Annotated in this window: 13 protein-coding genes and 5 tRNA genes; 5 read left to right on the top strand and 13 right to left on the bottom strand. The window is 41.0% G+C overall.

Features of this window, described 5'->3' with window-relative positions:
• Positions 1-33 precede the first annotated feature (33 nt).
• The 12 genes from PTET_RS09810 to PTET_RS09755 all read right to left on the bottom strand — a co-directional run bounded on the left by PTET_RS09810 (position 34) and on the right by PTET_RS09755 (position 8787).
• Positions 34-732 (bottom strand): electron transport complex subunit E, encoded by a 699-nt coding sequence (locus tag PTET_RS09810; RefSeq protein ID WP_028835009.1) that lies wholly within the window; start codon positions 730-732, stop codon positions 34-36.
• On the bottom strand, positions 729-1367 hold the full coding sequence (gene rsxG / locus PTET_RS09805) for an electron transport complex subunit RsxG (protein ID WP_013465285.1): 639 nt from the start codon (positions 1365-1367) through the stop codon (positions 729-731). The genes PTET_RS09810 and rsxG overlap by 4 nt, the downstream gene beginning before the upstream one ends.
• A complete protein-coding gene (gene rsxD / locus PTET_RS09800; RefSeq protein ID WP_096038567.1) occupies positions 1364-2422 on the bottom strand; it encodes an electron transport complex subunit RsxD in 1059 nt (352 codons plus the stop codon). The genes rsxG and rsxD overlap by 4 nt, the downstream gene beginning before the upstream one ends.
• On the bottom strand, positions 2419-4809 hold the full coding sequence (rsxC, locus tag PTET_RS09795) for an electron transport complex subunit RsxC (protein ID WP_096038566.1): 2391 nt from the start codon (positions 4807-4809) through the stop codon (positions 2419-2421). Before rsxC ends, rsxD begins: the two co-directional genes overlap by 4 nt.
• An 8-nt stretch (positions 4810-4817) precedes the next feature.
• Entirely contained in the window at positions 4818-5372 is a 555-nt protein-coding gene (gene rsxB, locus PTET_RS09790) for an electron transport complex subunit RsxB (protein WP_096038565.1), read from the bottom strand.
• A 1-nt stretch (position 5373) separates the two neighbouring features.
• Entirely contained in the window at positions 5374-5955 is a 582-nt protein-coding gene (gene rsxA / locus PTET_RS09785) for an electron transport complex subunit RsxA (protein ID WP_008115244.1), read from the bottom strand.
• A 244-nt stretch (positions 5956-6199) separates the two neighbouring features.
• Positions 6200-8143, bottom strand: a complete 1944-nt coding sequence (locus PTET_RS09780) for a bifunctional diguanylate cyclase/phosphodiesterase (RefSeq protein ID WP_013465281.1) — start codon at positions 8141-8143, stop codon at positions 6200-6202.
• Positions 8144-8316: 173 nt separating this feature from the next.
• A tRNA-Asn gene (locus PTET_RS09775) sits at positions 8317-8393 on the bottom strand.
• Between the two features lie 23 nt (positions 8394-8416).
• Positions 8417-8493: transfer RNA gene (locus tag PTET_RS09770), tRNA-Asn, on the bottom strand.
• Positions 8494-8514: 21 nt separating this feature from the next.
• Positions 8515-8591 (bottom strand) — tRNA-Asn (locus PTET_RS09765).
• Positions 8592-8612: 21 nt separating this feature from the next.
• Positions 8613-8689: transfer RNA gene (locus PTET_RS09760), tRNA-Asn, on the bottom strand.
• Between the two features lie 21 nt (positions 8690-8710).
• Positions 8711-8787, bottom strand: a tRNA-Asn gene (locus tag PTET_RS09755).
• 1038 nt (positions 8788-9825) lie between these two features.
• Between PTET_RS09755 and PTET_RS09745 the strand changes: the two genes are divergently transcribed.
• From PTET_RS09745 to PTET_RS09725, 5 genes are all read left to right on the top strand, one after another.
• Positions 9826-11205, top strand: a complete 1380-nt coding sequence (locus PTET_RS09745) for an MATE family efflux transporter (protein WP_096038564.1) — start codon at positions 9826-9828, stop codon at positions 11203-11205.
• The gene (gene uvrB / locus PTET_RS09740; RefSeq protein WP_013465278.1) at positions 11202-13196 is read left to right on the top strand and encodes an excinuclease ABC subunit UvrB; all 1995 of its coding nucleotides are present in this window, start codon (positions 11202-11204) and stop codon (positions 13194-13196) included. The genes PTET_RS09745 and uvrB overlap by 4 nt, the downstream gene beginning before the upstream one ends.
• Positions 13197-14126 (top strand): class I SAM-dependent methyltransferase, encoded by a 930-nt coding sequence (locus PTET_RS09735; RefSeq protein WP_013465277.1) that lies wholly within the window; start codon positions 13197-13199, stop codon positions 14124-14126.
• 8 nt (positions 14127-14134) lie between these two features.
• Positions 14135-14800 (top strand): tRNA (adenine(22)-N(1))-methyltransferase TrmK, encoded by a 666-nt coding sequence (locus PTET_RS09730; RefSeq protein ID WP_036954099.1) that lies wholly within the window; start codon positions 14135-14137, stop codon positions 14798-14800.
• 94 nt (positions 14801-14894) lie between these two features.
• Positions 14895-15908 (top strand): hypothetical protein, encoded by a 1014-nt coding sequence (locus PTET_RS09725; RefSeq protein WP_096038563.1) that lies wholly within the window; start codon positions 14895-14897, stop codon positions 15906-15908.
• Between the two features lie 11 nt (positions 15909-15919).
• On the opposite strand, the gene PTET_RS09720 is transcribed toward PTET_RS09725, so the two are convergent.
• Positions 15920-16162: a hypothetical protein gene (locus PTET_RS09720; RefSeq protein ID WP_013465274.1), complete on the bottom strand. Its 243-nt coding sequence runs from the start codon at positions 16160-16162 to the stop codon at positions 15920-15922.
• Positions 16163-16293 lie beyond the last annotated feature (131 nt).

Here is a 16293-nt window from a genome sequence, read left to right as displayed (position 1 = left end):
GCATTAGCTTTATTCAGTTAATGCGTTTTCCCCTTAAGTTAAGCTAGTAACACGTGCACGTGGGCCTTTTTCAGCTTCTGGCGGCGTTACTTGTTTTGATTTTATTTGTGCATCAATGACGTTTTTAGCGGCGATCAGCAGCCCAAGCCCTAAGAATGCGCCTGGTGGTAAAATGGCCAGTAAAAACTGGCTATCAAAGCTAAATACTTCGATGCGTAAAGCTGAAGCCCAAGGACCGAGTAATAAATCGGCGCCATCGAATAAGGTGCCTTGGCCAATCAGCTCTCGCATAGCGCCAAGTACAACTAGTACCAGCATAAAGCCTAAGCCCATCATCAAGCCATCAAAGGCAGATAAATGCACTGGATTTTTAGAGGCAAATGCTTCAGCACGACCAATAATGGCGCAGTTAGTCACAATCAACGGAATGAAAATCCCTAAAGATTGATAAAGGCCAAAAGTGTAGGCGTTCATTAACAGCTGCACAATCGTCACAAAACCGGCAATGATCATTACAAAAACCGGTATTCTGATATCTTTAGGCACCCAATTGCGCACAAATGATACGGTAATATTAGAGCCCACTAAAACTAACAAGGTTGCTAAGCCTAAACCTAGCGCATTAGTAATCGTGGAGGTAACAGCAAGTAAAGGACATAAACCTAATAACTGTACTAAGGCGGGGTTATTTCCCCATAAGCCTTCTTTGTAAAGGGTTTTTAATTCACTCATGGTGTTACCTCAGGGCAAGCATTCGCTGCTGCAAAAAGATCATCAAAGTTATTTTGTGCATACACTACCGCATTTTTAACTGAGCCAACAACGGCGCGAGGCGTAATGGTTGCGCCAGTAAATTGATCAAACTGACCGCCATCTTTTTTAACGGCCCAACGCGCGTCACTTTCGCTTTGTACTGTTTTTGAATTAAATGAGGTGATCCAGTCTGACTTTTTAATTTCGACTTTATCGCCCAAACCAGGGGTTTCTTCATGCTTAGTAACCCTTACACCAGCAACGCTGCCATCGCGATATACCGCGCTAAGCAAGTTTATATCGCCACTGTAGCCGCTAGGAGTGACATGACGAATGACTAATGCAACGGGCTCGTCATCTTTACGTGCACGGTAAATTACTTGGTTGTCGTATGGCCCAAGTAAAGGGTCTGATATAATCACACAATCTTGAGAAAGTTCATTAGTGTACTTGCTGTGCGGTAATACTTCTTGTAACTGATTAGTTAATTGCAGTTGCTCTTGCTCTGCAATCTTATCGGCCGTTAACGAGTTTATGGTGGCCACTAACCCTGTTGTAAGGAGTGCGAAGCCGCATAATATTGCGCCATTTTTTACCATTGAAGAAATAATCATTTTACTGCTCCATGGCCATAGGTTCTTGGTTGTGTGTAGTAATCAATAAGCGGAACTGCAATATTGATCAGTAATACGGCAAATGCAACGGCATCCGGAAAGCCACCAAATGTACGAATTAAATACACAATTAAACCAATCGCGGCACCATAAATAAGGCGGCCTCGATTAGTGGTCGTAGCTGATACAGGATCGGTGGCGATAAAAAAGGCTCCCAGCATAGTCGCACCACTAAATAAGTGAAATACCAGACCCGGCTCAGTGCCTGGCGAGGCAATATAACCAATTGCAGCGCATAGGCTTAAACTGGCAATAAAACTCACTGGTATATGCCAGTTAATCACTTTCGTTTTTAATAAATAAAGGCCACCAAGTAAAAAGGCTAAATTAACCCAACCCCAACCTAGGCCTACCCATTCATTAAATACCGGTTTTTGCATACTTTCAGTGACGGTAAGACTATGAGCAATATCTGTTTTTAAGGTATCAAGAGGGGTGGCCATTGTGCTGCCATCAATACCCACTCTGAGCTGATCTAAGCTATATCCAAGAGTTGTAAAGTCGCTAAATATTAGACTAAGTTGCTGGCTAAAAGTAATGCCCGTATTGAGTAACTCTGTAACGGGTAACCAGGCCGTCATTTGCACAGGGAACGACACTAATAAAAGTACATAAGCTGCCATTGCAGGGTTAAATAAATTAAAGCCTAAACCACCATAAAGTTGCTTAACAATAACAATGGCAAACAAACATCCTATAACAATAACCCACCACGGCGCTAAAGGCGGAACACTAATCGCTAATAGCACGCCGGTTAGCCATGCGCTGCCATCGCTTAATGAAGGCCAGATAGGGCGCTTACGCATTAGCATAATGGCTGCTTCAAATGCGCTTACACACACTAACGCTAATAATAATTGGATAAGTACACCGGTACCAAAAAATACAACTTGTGCAATAACACCAGGAATACAGGCCGCAATCACAGTTAACATTAAACGTGTCACAGATTTGTGACTATGATTGTGGGGTGAACTGGCCATGGTTAGTTTCATGACTGATCATTTCCTTCTTTTTGTTGCTTTTTAGCTTTAGCGCGAGCAATAGCGGCGGCTACGGCGGCTTTCTTTTTTTCTTGAGCTGTTTGCTGTGAGCCTTCTGAAGATTCATCGTTGCTTTGTGGCTCAGTGTTTTCACTTTGTTTTGCTAATTCATCAGCCTGTGCTGCTTTTTTGGCTTTAGCACGGGCAATAGCGGCAGCCACGGCGGCTTTTTTATCATCGGCGGCGACAGGTGATTCACTTATTGCGTCATCGCTTTGTGTTTGCTCAGCAGCTTGTGCTGCTTTTTTGGCTTTAGCACGGGCAATGGCGGCAGCGACGGCAGCTTTTTTATCATCGGCAGCGACAGGTGATTCACTTACTGCGTCATCACTTACTGCTTGCTCATTTGCTTGTGCTGCTTTTTTGGCTTTAGCACGGGCAATAGCGGCAGCGACGGCAGCTTTTTTATCATCTGCAGCAACTGGAGATTCACTTGCAGTGTCATCAGTTGCTGTCTGCTCATTTGCTTGTGCTGCCTTTTTAGCTTTTGCACGGGCGATAGCAGCAGCTACCGCGGCTTTTTTATCATCGGCAGCGACTGGCGATTCACTTTCTGTGTCATCACTTTGCGCTTGTTCATTGGCTTGTGCTGCTTTTTTGGCTTTAGCACGGGCAATAGCGGCAGCAACGGCTGATTTTTTATCATCTACAGGCTCGTCATCACCATTATTTTGTGCCTTTTGCTCTTTGTAAAGGCGAGCTTGTTCTTTACGTGCTGCGCGCTCTTTTGCAACTTCACTGTTATCTGGCTCGAGTTCGCCACCTTGCTTTTTCGCTTTAGCGCGCGCAATTGCCGCTGCTACAGCTGATTTATTGTCACCATCGCTAGTTTTATCTTTAACGCGGGCAAGGGCATCGGCTACTTTTTGCTGCTCTTCGGTCGATTTAGGGGCAGGTTTACGTTTATGGCGATTTTTTCGCTCAGCTTGTTCTTGCTCTAAACGCGCTTTACGTGCATCAAAGCGCTCTTTAGCGCGATCTGATTTTATCTTCTCGGCAATTTGCTCTTTAATTTCAACTTTTGCAACGCGATAATACTGAACAAGTGGTATTTCACTAGGGCATACATAGGCACAGGCACCACATTCAATACAGTCAAATAAGTTATGCTCTTGGAGTTTGTCGTATTCTTTTGATTTAGCAAACCATTGTAATTGTTGTGGCAATAACGAGGCAGGGCAGGCATCGGCACAGGCACTGCAGCGAATACAGGCTTTTTCTGGGCCAGGCTCTGCTAATTCCTTATGATCTGGGGCAAGTATGCAGTTTGTTGTTTTAACAACGCCAATACGAACTGTGGGTAAGGTAAAGCCCATCATAGGGCCGCCCATGACCACGCGTTGTTGTGGCACCGGTGAAAAACCTTGGCAATCAAGTAAGTGCTTAATTTCAGTACCTAATAACGCCCATACATTGCCAGGATTATGTATAGTATTGCCGGTAACGGTAACGACACGTTCAATTAACGGTTTACCTTCGTATACAGCTTGCTGTATCGCAAATAAAGTGCCGGTGTTATGTACTAAAATGCCGATATCAGCTGGGATACCGCCGTTTGGTACTTCACGGTTAGTGAGCAGTTTTATTAGCTGTTTTTCACCGCCAGAAGGGTAAACAGTAGGCACGGTTTGTATTAAGATATGCTCGTTATGATTCGCCGCTTCTGTCATGGCTGTGATAGCCTCGGGCTTATTGTCTTCAATACCAATAATACACAGCGTCGGATTAAGTAACTGCTGCATTAGCTCAATACCTTTGACTATTTCAGCGGCGTGCTCACGCATTAAGGTATCGTCAGCCGTGATGTAAGGTTCACACTCAACCGCATTAACAATCAAAAATTCAATAGGTTGTTTAATATCAGCTTTTACATAGGTTGGGAAGCCTGCGCCGCCCATACCAGAAATACCCGCATTATGAATAACATCAACCAGTTCATCGTGTGATGCAGTGGCTGGGTTTGCTAAAGGCGATAATTCACACCAGGTATCGTTGCCATCGGGCTCAATAATAATGCTTAATTCAGGTAATGCCGAAGGGTGCGCCGACGGCATAGGCGTAATATCAATAATAGTGCCGGAAGTCGGTGCATGTATTGGCACCGACCAATTAGCTGATGGCTTTGTTAACGCTTGGCCTTTTAAGACGTGCTGGTTTTTTTCAACTATTAATTTACCACTAGCGCCAATGTGCTGCTTTAAAGGCAGAACAAGTTTTTCAGGCAAAGGGAGTCTGGCTATAGGCGCACTATTAGATAATGATTTCTGCTGAGGAGGATGTACGCCGCCAGGAAATGCCCAAACGGTGCCTTTTTTTATTTGTTCAAGTAACTTTTCCACTCAAACCTCTAATCTATTTGGGTAACAGGAATAGCGTCTAATTGCCATTTCCAGGTTTGTTTTGTTGGTGCAACAGGTAGCATGTCAATACAATCGACCGGACAAGGTTCAACGCACAAATCGCAGCCAGTGCATTCGTCAATTAGAACGGTATGCATTTGACGTGTTGCACCCACAATCGCATCAACAGGGCAGGCTTGAATACATTTAGTACAGCCAATACATTCATCTTCGCGGATATACGCCACTGTTTTAACCGGATCTGCTTGTTCGCCGCCAGCGAGGGGGTTAGCCTCAACCCCCATTAAATCAGCTAGCTTTTTAACGGTCGCTTCACCACCTGGAGGGCATTTATTTATTTCATCGCCATTGGCAATGGCTTCTGCATAAGGACGACAGCCAGGGTAACCACATTGGCCGCATTGTGTTTGCGGTAAAATGGTGTCGATTTGTTCTACAACAGGATTACCTTCTACTCGAAAGCGTACTGCTGCAAACCCTAAAATTAATCCGAAAATTAACGCCAGCAAACCCAGCGCTATTAAAGCGTACAACAAGGTCATATTAAAACTTCACTAATCCAGTAAAACCCATGAAGGCCATTGACATTAAACCTGCCGTTATCATTGCGATTGAGGCACCTTTAAATGGGGTTGGTACGTCTGCTGCGGCTAAACGTTCGCGCAATGCAGCAAATAAAACCAATACTAATGAAAAACCCACCGCAGCACCAAAGCCATAAACGGCCGATTGTAAAAACGTGTGATCTTCTTTGATATTTAATAAAGCAACACCAAGTACCGCACAGTTGGTGGTTATTAAAGGTAAAAATATTCCCAGTAACCGGTAAAGCGTTGGACTGGTTTTTCTGACAACCATTTCAGTAAATTGTACAACAACAGCTATTACTAAAATAAAGCTCATTGTTTTCAGATAGGTAATATCCAATGGTAATAAAATATACTCATTTACTAAATAGCTTGTCACAGAGGCAAGCGTTAGCACAAAGGTGGTTGCCAAAGACATACCTATGGCTGTATCAAGTTTCCCCGACACGCCCATAAACGGGCAAAGGCCTAAAAATTGTACTAATACAAAGTTGTTGACTAACACTGTTCCAATTAATAACAAGACGTATTCTGTCATGTGTGCCTCACGCTAATAAAATCCCGTGTATTATCCTTTTTTCTACTGTGATTAACAACACGTTGAGTGATTATCAGTTAAATAAACAACGTTAAATAATGGGCTAATTGTAAAGGGTTAAAATCAAGGGACTTTGCAATTAAAAAACTGTCAGCATTTTAACGGCTGAAAATTCATAAAAGCACACTTTAAAACGTAAAAAAGAGCATACATGCTCTTTTTTACGTTAATTGGAGTAGAGGCGTTAGATGTCTTTGGGCTTTTCAATGTAGTAACCTTGAACACCATCTAGGCATAACGTTTCTACAATGTGTTTTTCTTCTTGGCTTTCAACGCCCTCAGCAAAAACACTGACGCCAATTCGGTGTGCAAGGTCGACCATTAAACGCATAAAATACTGATTATTTTTATCATCCTCTAAGCCTCGGGTATAACTTGCATCCATTTTAATAAAGTCTGGTTTTAAATCTCTGAAAAACTTAAATGATGTGAGTCCTACACCAAAGCGTTCAACAGTAATTCTGGCTCCAACGCGATGCACCATATCAATAAAACGTTTGCTTGCTTTAATGTTTTGTTGCAGACCAAATTCACTCACCTCAAAAATTAACTTAGAAGCAATATGGGTATCTTTAAGCAAACGACGCTCTAACCAAATCATAAATTGGTCACTGTGCGCACTTGAAGGGGTAATATTTAAGCCAAAGTATTTTTCAGATAAATTACTCGATTTTATTCTTTCTAATGACGATTCTATAATTAACTTATCAATTTCTATTGCCATATCGAGCTTTTCAGCCATTGCTAAAAATGAAGCGGTAGGCAAAGCTTGATTTTCTTCTGTTTTGAAGCGGGCTTGAATTTCAGCATAGGCTTTAATGCTTTTACCTAATGGCATAATATTTTGGATCACTAAATGGACACTTTTAGACTCGATCACTTCGTTAATCACTTTACGCCAGTTTTGGTTACCAAACCCTGCGCTCACATTATTAACAAGATCAGTATCGCGCTGCACATGCCACGCATTAGCTTGCTTAGATTGCGCCATACTCATTGCGTTATCAACGATAGAGAGCAACTCACCTAAAGGTTTGGCTTTTTCGTACCCCACAATACCTGTGTTTGCAACCGAGCTAAGCTCTTGGTTTTGCATATATTGAGTAAAGCGAGATTGTAAGTTTTCACCAAATTTTTCAGCTTCTTTTAACGGGGTATTCGGCAATATAATTATAAAGTCAGAGCTGTTTACTCTAAAAACTTGACTGCCGGAATAGGTACCACTGATATTTACTATGATATCTGCAACCGACTTAATGTACTCATCACCTTTTTGATAGCCTCGACTTTGATTAATTGACTGTAACTCACTACAGCGGACAAGTGCTAAAGAGCCAAATGTACTTATTTCGGTGTTTTCTATATTTTTTTCGTAGTAATCAACAAACATATTGCGATTACCTAATTCAGTAACGCCGTCTTTGTAGGCTTCACGTTTAATATCGTGGGCTGCATTTTTTATATTGTCGTTTTTGCTTTTTAAAAAGTGCGATAAACGATTAAAGCTAGGAATTAAACTTTTCCCCAACTTAGCTAACTCAGGTGAATCAATTTTAGTTGCAAAATCATCACCTAGTTGGTTTTGATTGATATATACATCAATAACATCAGCAACGTCCGTACATATATTGTCGTTAATGTGCTTAACAATAGTTTTCATCAATATAATAGGTATTAGGGCGAGTAGGGTGCTAACAATTAAAATAACAAAAAACGCGGTTTGAAACTGCTCACCCAAGTGAGTAATGTTTAATTTAAATTCAATTTTTATATCGGCGTTATTATTTGTGGCGTACTGAGGACGTACTGAGTTGCTACTAGATTGAATAAGCTCAGCAATAAAAGGTAATTGCACTGCATTGTTAACCGAAAATACTTCAACGCCTTGATAGTCACGTAAAACAAAATTTGAAAAGGTTTCACTAGTTGCAAGCGTGTTTTTAAGATTTTCTGCTGATATATCTGTCGCAGAGAGATTTTTAATGTATTGCTCAACGGTCGCTTGTGCATTTTTTTGAGCGTTGCCGATGGCATTATCAAAATTTTGGCTAATAAAATAACTACCAGCGGACACAAGTACCAGCCAAGCTAACAGTTGTATAAGAATAAGTTTTTTGAAAGCTGCCATTATTTAATCTTTTTATGTCAAATGGGGGAGGACACAACCTCATGATTATTAAACTAATTATAGCTCGATATCAATAGTTATCAAATGGTTAGTTTTTTAAGCAAAAAAGTTTTTATTTTAAAAGAAGAATGGTAGAGCAAATTGGAGGGTATGTCTATGTGATTGTAGTAAATTGGCTCCCCCTCCCCGACTCGAACGGGGGACCTGCGGATTAACAGTCCGTCGCTCTAACCAACTGAGCTAAGGGGGAACTAAAATATACTTTTCATGATTTGGCTCCCCCTCCCCGACTCGAACGGGGGACCTGCGGATTAACAGTCCGTCGCTCTAACCAACTGAGCTAAGGGGGAACTACATCATAAACATAAACTTGGCTCCCCCTCCCCGACTCGAACGGGGGACCTGCGGATTAACAGTCCGTCGCTCTAACCAACTGAGCTAAGGGGGAATCGTTTATGGCTGAAAAACTTGGCTCCCCCTCCCCGACTCGAACGGGGGACCTGCGGATTAACAGTCCGTCGCTCTAACCAACTGAGCTAAGGGGGAATCGTTTATGGCTGAAAAACTTGGCTCCCCCTCCCCGACTCGAACGGGGGACCTGCGGATTAACAGTCCGTCGCTCTAACCAACTGAGCTAAGGGGGAAGCGTCTTGCCTTTCAACGGGGCGAAATATTAATGACCGCATAGCAAAGTGTCAACATATAAAAGATCATAAATTCAAAAAAGAGGTCTATTCGTTGTTTTTATGTGCAATCTGCGCGTTTTGTAACACTATTTAAGTAAAGCGCAGTGATATTGTTTTATAAAAACAGGGTAATATTTGCATGAAGTTTGTAATTTGAGCTAATAAAGTGATGAGTAAAATTTAAGAAAACGGCTTTTAATAGCAAAAACGCGTTCTATTTCCTGTATTTTTATAAAGCGATAATTAACTTATTTAAAATAAATGGCTCCTTTTTATTTTTGGTACGTTAAAACGGTTGAACTAAATGCGTATTAGTTACGTAAACTAAAATAGCGCTAAAACATAATATAAATTTTGACTGCAGCAGCAATGCTTTGTACAAAAATAAAACAATCAATGAGTTAGCTACCTGTTTGAGTGTGTTACTCACTGATATTAGTCTAAGAAAAAATCACCTTCATACACATAACAGGGGCATACAATGCTGTTTGCATATTGGTAACGGAAAAAACCAAATGATCAGACAATTTAGCACTCGGTTGTAGCCCTTTATAAACGTGGGGTTGATTGAGTTATCCACGGTTTCTGTGGATAACTCTGTTTATGAAACTTTAAGAACATCAGCACCCCCAGCATTGTAGGGCGCTACAACGATTTCAAGTATTTAAAAGCTTTTTTTTTATACATTTAAAAACAATAGCTTACGATTCAGCTAAGTTACTCACTTAATCGATAAATAAAATTTTTCGTGACGATAAAACACAGTCTCTGACTGTGTGATAAATCAACAAAACCTAAAAAATAAATGTTGCAAAAGTTACATAAATGTATTTTATTTGGTTTTTAGTGTGTTAGCGCAAAATTTGTTTACAAAGGCATAAAAATAACAGTTTGTAGATTAAACGTTTAATTAATTGTTTAGATTTAATAAAGCATGGCTTGAACAGCTCGGATGCTTTAAAATATGCCGTTCAGTAAAAGAGGCTTATTTATTTTATGCGCGCACATTCTCAATCACATACTCGCCCTGATTTACTCACCGCCCCAATCTTGCCTACATTAAAGAAAATGACCATTCCGATGATCTTTGGGATGATCACCCTAATGATGTTCAACATAGTTGATACTTTTTTCATTAGCTTATTGGGTACTGAGCCGCTTGCTGCAGTGAGCTTTACATTTCCCGTCACTTTTACCGTTATTAGTTTAGCGATTGGTTTAGGCATAGGTACCTCAGCGGTAATAGCAAAAGCATTAGGCAGTAACAATATTGAAGAAGCGCGTTTTGATGCCAGTATATCGTTGTTGATTGCGGTGGTATTAGTGTTGGTTTTATCTGCGTGTGGCTATTTATTAATTGATCCTATTTTTACTTTACTCGGAGCTGGGGAGCAAGTATTACCGCTCATTCATGAATATATCAGTATTTGGTTTTTAGGCAGTGTATTTTTAATTACCCCGATGATTGGTAATTCTGTACTGCGTGCCAGTGGCGATACTAAAACACCGAGTATTATTATGGGTGGAGCGGGGCTTATCAATGCGGTACTCGATCCTGTACTTATTTTTGGTTTTGGCCCCATTCCTGCGTTTGGCATTAAAGGAGCCGCCATCGCCAGTGTTATAGCATGGGCAGTTGCTGTGGCAATTATTTTATACTTATTAATTGCTAAAAAGCGCTTATTGAGTTTAAAAGCAGGGTCGCAAACGGTTATTGGAGCTATTCGTAAAATATTAAAAATAGGCTTACCCGCAGCAGGTGCTAACATGCTAACACCGGTTGCTATGGCAGTAATGACAGCATTGGTTGCACATCATGGTCCAGAGGCTGTGGCTGCTTTTGGAGTAGGGAGTCGAATAGAATCAATAGCGAGTTTGGTGGTATTAGCATTATCGATGACTTTGCCACCTTTTATTAGTCAAAACTTTGGAGCCAGTCATTTTTTTCGCGTAAAGGATGCCTACCTAGGAACCTTAAAATTTGTGATGTTATGGCAGTTTGTTATTTATATTTTATTAATTATGTTCTCAGGCGTCATCAGTGAAATATTTGGTAAGGAGCAAGCCGTTGTTGATGTCATAAAACTGTTTATTTATACCATCCCATTAAGTTATGGCTTGCAAGGAGTGATCATTTTATCCAACTCCTCGTTTAACGCTTTACACAAACCCATGAACGCCTTAGTTTTGAGCGTAATTCGGTTATTTATTTTTTATGTTCCCTTTGCGTATATCGGGAATGAACTGGCAGGTTTAATCGGCTTGTTTATTGGCGCGGCCATTGGTAATTTATTCACAGCCCTTGTAGCCTATAAGTGGTTTATGAAAGAAATTGAAGCGTTAAGCAGTCAAGCATTACAGGAGTGTAGTCATTGAGCGATCATTTTCAGTTAGAATCAAAATTTAAACCCGCTGGGGATCAGCCTACCGCTATCGCTCAGTTGTGCGAAGGTTTAGAAGCAGGGCTTGCTCATCAAACCTTATTGGGCGCAACAGGGACGGGAAAAACCTTCACGATGGCTAACATCATTAGTGATTTAAATCGCCCCACTATTATTATGGCGCACAATAAAACCTTAGCGGCGCAATTATACGGCGAGATGAAAGAATTTTTCCCGCATAATGCAGTTGAGTACTTTGTATCTTACTACGATTACTACCAACCAGAAGCCTACGTGGTAGCCAGCGACACCTTTATTGAAAAAGATGCATCCATCAATGAACACATTGAGCAAATGCGGCTCAGCGCCACTAAAGCGCTGTTAGAGCGTCGCGATACCATAATCGTTGCGTCGGTATCGGCGATTTATGGTCTGGGCGATCCTGATTCATACATGAAAATGATGCTGCTTTTAAAAGTGGGCGAAAAAGTCGACCAGCGCGATATGCTGCGCCGCCTTGCAGAGCTGCAATACACCCGTAACGATATTGATTTTAGTCGTGGTACATATCGTGTTCGCGGCGAAGTGGTGGATATATTTCCCGCTGAATCAGATACCTATGCAGTACGTGTAGAAATGTTTGATGATGAAGTTGAACGCCTAAGTATTTTTGACCCCCTCACTGGTGCTGTTGAAAAACATATAGTGCGTGCAACTATTTACCCTAAAACTCACTATGTAACGCCACGAGAAAAAATACTCGAAGCCATCGAAAAAATAAAAGTTGAGCTTAAAGAGCGCAGGGCACAATTACTCAGCGCTAATAAATTAGTTGAAGAGCAACGTATTGCGCAGCGTACCCAATACGACATAGAAATGATGACCGAGCTTGGTTATTGCTCAGGCATTGAAAACTACAGTCGTTACTTATCGGGGCGTACACCTGGTGATCCACCGCCAACATTACTCGATTATTTACCCGACGATGCATTAATGATTATTGATGAATCGCACGTAACTGTCTCGCAAATTGGCGCTATGTATAAAGGCGATAGAAGTCGTAAAGAAAACCTCGTTGAATACGGTTTTAGAATGCCCTCGGCCATGGATAACCGTCCACTGCGTTTTGAAGAATTTGAAGCCATTGCACCGCAAACTATTTATGTGTCGGCCACACCGGGTGATTTTGAATTAGAGCGCAGCAATGGCGAGGTTGCTGAACAAGTTATTCGTCCAACCGGCTTACTTGACCCATTAATAGAAGTGCGCCCGGTTGGCGATCAGGTTGATGACTTACTCTCAGAAATTTATAAAAGTGTTGAAAAAGGCGAGCGCGTGTTAGTAACAACACTGACCAAACGCATGGCTGAGGATTTAACTGATTATTTAAGCGAACATAATGTAAAAGTACGCTATTTACACTCTGACATAGACACCGTAGAGCGGGTCGAAATTATTCGTGATTTACGTGCCGGTGTGTTTGATGTGTTAGTAGGCATTAACTTACTACGTGAAGGTTTAGATATGCCAGAAGTGGCATTAGTAGCTATTTTAGATGCCGATAAAGAAGGCTTTTTACGCTCAGCTCGCTCGCTTATTCAAACCATAGGCCGTGCTGCGCGCCACCTTGATGGTCGTGCTATTTTATACGGTGATAGAATCACTAAGTCGATGGCCAAAGCCATTGATGAAACCCAGCGACGCCGCGATATACAGCATGCTTATAATGTTAAGCACGGTATTGAGCCTAAAGCACTGATCAAAAAGATACTCGATGTAATGGATGTAGGTGAAGATGCTTCACCACAAGATAACTTACAGCTTATTCGTAAAGAGTCTAAAAAAATTCTTAGTGCGAAAGAAATTGCCACGCAAATTAAGCAGCTTGAAACCAAAATGCATGCCTACGCCAGTGATTTAGAATTTGAAAAAGCCGCCTCTGTACGCGATGAAATACATGAACTACAACAACAGTTGATTAATTAAATGACAATCGATTTTACTCCTCTTATTAATGCATTAGCAGACACGCCTTTTGCAGATAACGAATTATGCCGCGTATTTCATGGTCGCGGCCACAGCGTAGAAGCGCTAAGCCATATTAACTTAGACTTTTATCCACCGAGTTTGTTTTTGGTGTCATACAGTGAAATTGATGAGGTAACACTCACTACGCTCACCGATACATTATGGCAGTGGGCACAACAACATCATCCAGAGCTAATTACTGCATTGGTGTATCAGCAGCGAGCGGGGCTACAAAGCCATAACACCCTTGTTCACGGGCAATTGCCCGCGCGCCATAGCGTAGCCGAAAATGGTGTGCGTTTTTTGGTTGATTTAATGAGTAAGCAAAACACCGGTATTTTTCCAGATATGCGAAAAGGCCGTGAGTTTGTCATGCAAAATAGTAAACACGCCAAAGTACTTAACCTGTTTTCTTATACTTGTGGTTTTTCGGTAGCGGCTATGCACGGCGGTGCCGATCATGTGATGAACATGGATATGAGCAAAGGCGTGTTAAAAGTCGGTAAGCAAAACCATCAATTAAACAATGTTGATAGGGGCGTCAGTTTTTTACCGCATGATATTTTAAAGTCGTTTGGTAAGCTAAAAAAAGCCGCACCGTTTGATTTAATTATTGTTGATCCACCCAGCTTTCAAAAAGGCAGTTTTATATTAACAAAAGACTACCAAAAAGTGCTGCGCAGACTTCCTGAGCTTTTAAACGATACTACACAGCTGTTGTTATGCGCTAATAGCCCAGAGCTTTCAGAAAACGACTTTAAAGCACTTATTCAAGAACATACTCAAGGTGCTATTGAGTTTGTTAAACGCCTAGAACCGACTGATCGCTTTATTGAAATTGATAGCGATAAAAGCTTAAAAGCATTGGTGTACAAAACAAAAACATAGTGAGTTAAATGAAACTGAGTAAACGTTTAAACGCCATCAATTCATTAATTACAGAGCCTTACGATATTGTTTGGGATTGTTGCTGCGATCATGGCTTTTTAGGGATGGCGTTACTTGAGCGCGGTATAGCAAAACATATAAATTTTGTGGATATTATTCCAACATTAATGGAAGCGCTCGAACAGTCGCTGCAACAATTTGAGCAAGGTAAATCTTTACCTTCATGGCAAGTGCGCTGCGAAGATGTTGCGCAAATTAAATTGCCAACAGCTGCAAAGCAAGTGGTGGTTATTGCTGGTGTGGGGGGCGATTTATGTTTAAAGCTTATTGAACAAATTATTGCCAACAACCCGCAAAGCTTGCACCAACTCAGTTTTATTATTTGCCCCATTCAGCATCTTTACAAAGTGCGCGAAGGTTTAAAAGCCTGTAATTTAAAGCTCGAAAACGAGCAAATTATTGTTGAAAACAAACGTTTTTACGAAGTATTACACGTTAGTGTAAATGCCAGCCAAACACTCACTCAAACCGGTGCTCAAATGTGGGATAAACACAATCCACAACATCATCAATATCAGCAGCAATTGCTTAACCATTATACTCGAATGCTCAATAAAGATAGACTTTACTATCAAAAAGTTATAACAGAGTATCAACGAGTATTTGAATGCTAAATACTCCTGTCAGTGTGATCGGTTTTTGTGATTAACTACGTAAAGTGCTTCATAGTTAATATCTTGCCATCAGGCGGATTTATTTGGTTTATATATGTCAGATAAAAATATAAAAATTGAGCCATTATTAGGCGATGGGCAAAAGTGGCAACACAGTTACGAGCAACCGATTTCGTATGCGCCGTTAGTACAACTGGCCAATAATAACTGGATTGTTCCCCAGCATTTTTTACGTTACAAACATACGCTAGCCAGCGTTAATGAAGTGCTTAACGACATTAGTTTTTCTACCCACTTTAGTGTGTTAGCTGCAGAAAAAAACAGTGATATTTATCTGCAAGTGGCGGTACTTAGTCCAGATAATTACCGTGCTGAGAACAAAGCAAAAAAGTTACTGTTTGGTCGTCGCTGGCCAGTAGAGCAAAATTTGCCAACCTCAGAGCTTATTCAAACAGCATTTTTAGCATTGAAAGTGGCACGCGAGCATGAAGTAAGAGAGCTTTTTCAGCTGCAGCATCAAGGCGCAACCAGCACGCCGTTTAATAATCATCATGATTTACCTGTTATGGCGCAAAACCCTGAGCTTGTTAAAAGCACATCGTTTAAAAATATTTCATTGAACGACCTGATAGAGCGCCTGGTGTTTGCGGATAATAAAATTGCGCTAATTAACTGCCAAGCCATAATCACCGGCGAGCAGGTGTATACGGTTAAACTTCATTGCGATAGTTGTCAGCTAAGCGAATTTAATAATAAAACCTTGTCATTTTTAGCACCTGATGCAACAACCAACAGCTTTTTACATAGCTTTATTGCCGCACTGGTTGCTGTAAGTAACGAGTATGTGAGTGAGCATTTTAAATACCGAGGCTTTGCGCGCTTTAGTAAAGATGTACACGCAGAGCAGGTAGGGGAGCTAAGCATTGCCATGCGTTCACCCAGTTCAGTTAGTTTATGTTCTATGGGTAAGCAAGAGGCGAATCAGTTAAACTTTGAAATAGACAGCGGCAGGGCACCCCAAGGGTGTGGACAAGCCATTGGCGGGTTTTTAGCTGCCCATGGTATAGAGCAGCCAGAAAATGCACATTTATACCCTAATTATTTATAACTAAGGGACGGCTATAGTTTGTTTATTTCTTGTTTTACGCTATAGCTTGAGTCGGTAACAATGGCTTCAAGTGTTTGTACTCGCTGTTTGAGTTCAGTCACTTGCGCGGTTACTTCTGCTAGTTGCTTATGAGCATCTTGATTGTTGTCTTGAACTTTATGTTTAAATTCAAGGTGCTTTTTATACATATCGTAAATAACCCCCGAACCTACAGAAATAAGTACAATGAGAACTATCATTGTTGTGCCAGACATAATTACTTCCTTTAATTTTATTTTAAGTTTAAATTATAACCATAATTAAGCGCCGATAAAGGCAATAAATTGTAACTTTATTTGTATTTATAAAGTCATTGTTATTATTTGTGCCGCCACCATATAGTAAC

This window comes from Pseudoalteromonas tetraodonis (assembly GCF_002310835.1).
Taxonomy (GTDB): domain Bacteria; phylum Pseudomonadota; class Gammaproteobacteria; order Enterobacterales; family Alteromonadaceae; genus Pseudoalteromonas; species Pseudoalteromonas tetraodonis.
This window is presented reverse-complemented; position numbering and strand designations above follow the sequence as displayed.

Bases quoted from the DNA above. Each gene is read 5' to 3' on its own strand.
- PTET_RS09745 (WP_096038564.1), top strand. From the start codon at position 9,826: ATGCGCGCACATTCTCAATCACATACTCGCCCTGATTTACTCACCGCC.
- rsxB (WP_096038565.1), bottom strand. From the start codon at position 5,372: ATGACCTTGTTGTACGCTTTAATAGCGCTGGGTTTGCTGGCGTTAATT.
- PTET_RS09810 (WP_028835009.1), bottom strand. From the start codon at position 732: ATGAGTGAATTAAAAACCCTTTACAAAGAAGGCTTATGGGGAAATAAC.
- PTET_RS09730 (WP_036954099.1), top strand. From the start codon at position 14,135: ATGAAACTGAGTAAACGTTTAAACGCCATCAATTCATTAATTACAGAG.
- PTET_RS09725 (WP_096038563.1), top strand. From the start codon at position 14,895: ATGTCAGATAAAAATATAAAAATTGAGCCATTATTAGGCGATGGGCAA.
- rsxA (WP_008115244.1), bottom strand. From the start codon at position 5,955: ATGACAGAATACGTCTTGTTATTAATTGGAACAGTGTTAGTCAACAAC.
- PTET_RS09735 (WP_013465277.1), top strand. From the start codon at position 13,197: ATGACAATCGATTTTACTCCTCTTATTAATGCATTAGCAGACACGCCT.
- rsxD (WP_096038567.1), bottom strand. From the start codon at position 2,422: ATGAAACTAACCATGGCCAGTTCACCCCACAATCATAGTCACAAATCT.
- rsxG (WP_013465285.1), bottom strand. From the start codon at position 1,367: ATGATTATTTCTTCAATGGTAAAAAATGGCGCAATATTATGCGGCTTC.
- PTET_RS09780 (WP_013465281.1), bottom strand. From the start codon at position 8,143: ATGGCAGCTTTCAAAAAACTTATTCTTATACAACTGTTAGCTTGGCTG.
- PTET_RS09720 (WP_013465274.1), bottom strand. From the start codon at position 16,162: ATGTCTGGCACAACAATGATAGTTCTCATTGTACTTATTTCTGTAGGT.